We start from the raw sequence: 3,428 nt of genomic DNA, 5'->3' as shown, positions 1-3,428 counted from the left end.
AACAGGGGAGCGAAGAACCAAGAAATCTCGTTTTTCCCCCCGCGCTTTTTTTTTGTCCTCTTTTGGGCCTCCACCGATTCCTCCAGCGCTGCCTCGACCGCAGCACGTTCCACCCCTTCACCCAGCGACACCGGCGCCTCGTCCAGTGCCGCGGCGCCCTCGGTGCGCAATCGCTTGACCCAGCCTCCCGCTTCACGGCCTTCGGCCAGTCCGCTGCTTTGCAGCAGTACGCGGCCATCGGGCGCAGTGAGCTTGAAGTAGAACAGGCCGTTCTCGCGGTAGTGCTTGAAGTCCGGCAGGGCCGGGGTCTTGGCGGCCGGCGTGGCCTTGGCAGGCGCACGAGGCACAGCCACCATCGGCCGCAGGCCCACGGCATGGCGCAGTTCCTTCAGGAACGGCGTGGCCACCGCGCGGGCCTTGCGTGCGCCGGCCTGCAGGATCTCTTCCACCTGCTCGGGGTGGGCCATGTAGCGGTCATAGGCCTCGCGCATCGGCCCGATGTGCGCCTCGATCAGCGCCAGCAGCCGCTGCTTGGCTTCGCCCCAGCCCAGCCCGCCACGCAGGTCGGCCCGGAAGGCTTCGCGCTGGGCGGCATCGGCAAAGGCGTCATGGATCATCACCAGGGCCGAGCCCTCGGGCTCCTTCGGTTCGCCGGGAGCGCGCGAGTCGGTCACGATGCGGGCGATGGCCTCCTTCAGGCCCTTGGCTCCGCCTTCGAACAGCGGGATGGTGTTGTCGTAGCTCTTGGACATTTTGCGGCCGTCCAGGCCGGGCAGCGTGGCCACATGATCGTCGATCTGCGCCTGCGGCAGCACGAAGTACTCGCGCCCACGCCCGAACAGGTGATTGAAGCGCTGCGCGATGTCGCGCGCCATCTCGATGTGCTGCACCTGGTCGCGGCCCACGGGCACGCGGTGGGCATTGAACAGCAAGATGTCGGCGGCCATCAGGATGGGGTAGCTGAACAGCCCCATCGTGACGTTGGCATCCGGGTCCTCGCCGGCGGCTTCGTTGGCATCGGTGGCGGCCTTGTAGGCGTGCGCCCGGTTCATCAGGCCCTTGGCGGTGACGCAGGTCAGCAGCCAGGTGAGCTCGGGCGTCTCGGGGATGTCGCTCTGCCGGTAGAAGGTCACGCGCTGCGGATCGAGCCCGGCGGCCAGCCAGGCCGCGGCGATCTCCAGGCGTGAGCGCTCGATGCGCTCGGGCTCGTCGCACTTGATCAGTGCGTGGTAGTCGGCCAGGAAGAGGAAGCTCTCCACGCCGGGCTCCAGGCTGGCCTGCACGGTCGGGCGGATCGCGCCGACGTAGTTGCCCAGGTGGGGGGTGCCGGTGGTGGTGATGCCGGTGAGGACGCGTTGGGTCATGGAAGACGCTGCACGAAGAAGAAGGTGGCGCGAAGGCATCGCGGTGCAAGCGCAAGATTGTAGGTGCGGCGTCCCGGGCCTGCGCGGGCCGGGAAAGGCAACGGCTACACTGCCGCCCCATGAAACGCATCGTGATCCTGATCTCGGGGCGGGGCTCGAACATGGAAGCCATCGTCCAGGCCTGCGAGGCCGAGCAATGGGGCGCCCGGATCGCCGCCGTGATCAGCAACCGCCCGCACGCCAAGGGCCTGCAGTTCGCCGCCGCCCGCGGCATCCCCACTGCCGTGGTGGACCACACCCAGCACGTCAGCCGCGAGGCCTTCGATGCCGAACTGGCCCGCGTGATCGACACCCACCAGCCCGACGTGGTGGCCCTGGCCGGCTTCATGCGCATCCTCACGGCGCGTTTCGTTCAGCACTACCAGGGCCGTCTGGTGAACATCCATCCCTCGCTGCTGCCGGCCTTCCCCGGGCTGCACACCCATCGCAGGGCCCTGGAGGCCGGTTGTAAGCTGGCCGGCGCCACGGTGCACCTGGTCACCCCCGAACTCGACCACGGCCCCATCATCGTCCAGGCCGCCGTGCCCGTGCTGCCCGACGACACCGAGGACAGTCTGGCCGCGCGGGTGCTGGCCCGGGAGCACATCATCTATCCGCGTGCCGTGCGCTGGATGGTCGAAGGCGCCCTGGAGCTGCGCAAGGGGATCGTCACCCACCGCGGCGGCGAGGCACAACTGCTGCTGTAAGCCTTGCCGTGGCCGGGGATAATCCCGCGCCATGCATCCGAACGCCCTGGTCGATCTCGCCACCGAACTCCTGCGCGCCATCCTGAAGCTGGACGCGCCGGCCGACGCGGTGGTGTCCGCCTTCTTCCGCCAGCACCGCACACTGGGGCCGCGCGAGCGGCACGCCCTGGCGGAAACCGCGTACGCCGTGCTGAGGCGGCGGCTGTACTACCAGCACTTCGCCCAATCGGGCCATGGCGCCCTGGAGCGCCGCCTGGCGCTGCTGGCCTGGCAGGGCGGGGAGGCCATATTGCGCGCCGCGACGGGCCCCAACGAGCAGGCCTGGCTGGCCCAGGTGCAGGCCGTGCAGGCGGCGACGCTGCCCGAGAAGCTGCGCCACAACCTGCCCGACTGGCTGGCCGGTGCGCTCAAGGACGCCTTGGGCGACGAGTTCTGGCCCCTGGTTGACAGTCTGTCCCGGCCGGCCCCGCTGGACCTGCGTGTCAACGTGCTCAAGGCGAAGGTGGAGGCGGTCCAGACCGAGCTGGCGGCCGCCGGCATCCAGGCCGTGCCCACGCCGTACTCCCCCTGGGGCTTGCGGGTGCAGGGCAAGCCGGCGCTGAACAAGCTTGAGGTCTTCAGCCGCGGCGACGTCGAGGTGCAGGACGAGGGCAGCCAGCTCCTCGTGCTGCTCACCGGCGCCAAGCGCGGCGAGATGGTGGTGGACTTCTGCGCCGGTGCCGGGGGCAAGACCCTGGCCCTGGGCGCGGCGATGCGCAACACCGGGCGGCTGTACGCCTTCGACGTCTCGGGCCATCGACTGGAAAAGCTCAAACCCCGCCTGGCGCGCAGCGGCCTGTCGAACGTCTACCCGGCCCAGATCGCCCACGAACGCGACGAACGTATCAAGCGACTGGCTGGCAAGGTGGATCGTGTACTGGTCGATGCGCCCTGTTCCGGCCTGGGCACGCTGCGCCGCAACCCCGATTTGAAGTGGCGGCAGTCGCCGCAGGCCGTGGCCGAACTGCAGGCCCGGCAGCGGGCCATCCTCGACGGTGCGGCGCGCCTGCTCAAGCCGGGCGGGCGGCTGGTCTACGCCACCTGCAGCGTCCTGTCCGAGGAGAACGAGCAGGTCGCCCAGTCCTTCAGCGAGGCGCACCCCGAATTCCGGGGGCTCAGCGCCACCGAGGCCCTGGCCCAGGCCAAGGTGCCGCAGGCCGCGAGCCTCGTCCAAGGCGATAGCCTGCGGCTATGGCCTCACCGCCATGCCACCGATGGCTTTTTTGCCGCGGTGTGGGAACGGCGCTGAGGCCCGGCGCCCGGCCGCCCGAAGCCGGGC

At 69.7% G+C, this 3,428-nt stretch carries 3 protein-coding genes; 2 read left to right on the top strand and 1 reads right to left on the bottom strand.

The genetic code is table 11. The features are described from left to right. On the bottom strand, positions 1-1,364 hold a 1,364-nt coding region (locus ACK42S_RS16660; RefSeq protein WP_409710159.1), incomplete at its 3' end, for a tryptophan--tRNA ligase. 119 nt (positions 1,365-1,483) lie between these two features. Between ACK42S_RS16660 and purN the strand changes: the two genes are divergently transcribed. Together purN and ACK42S_RS16650 are read left to right on the top strand one after the other, a co-directional pair. After that, complete coding sequence (gene purN / locus ACK42S_RS16655; protein ID WP_409710156.1) at positions 1,484-2,110, top strand: phosphoribosylglycinamide formyltransferase; 627 nt, start codon at positions 1,484-1,486, stop codon at positions 2,108-2,110. A 31-nt stretch (positions 2,111-2,141) separates the two neighbouring features. Continuing rightward, positions 2,142-3,398, top strand: a complete 1,257-nt coding sequence (locus tag ACK42S_RS16650) for an RsmB/NOP family class I SAM-dependent RNA methyltransferase (RefSeq protein ID WP_409710153.1) — start codon at positions 2,142-2,144, stop codon at positions 3,396-3,398. Positions 3,399-3,428: the final 30 nt, after the last annotated feature.

Source organism: Caldimonas sp., from assembly GCF_046289365.1.
GTDB lineage: Bacteria > Pseudomonadota > Gammaproteobacteria > Burkholderiales > Burkholderiaceae_C > Caldimonas.
Note: the sequence above shows the minus strand (reverse complement) of the source record. Positions and strands in the feature narration are given on the sequence as shown.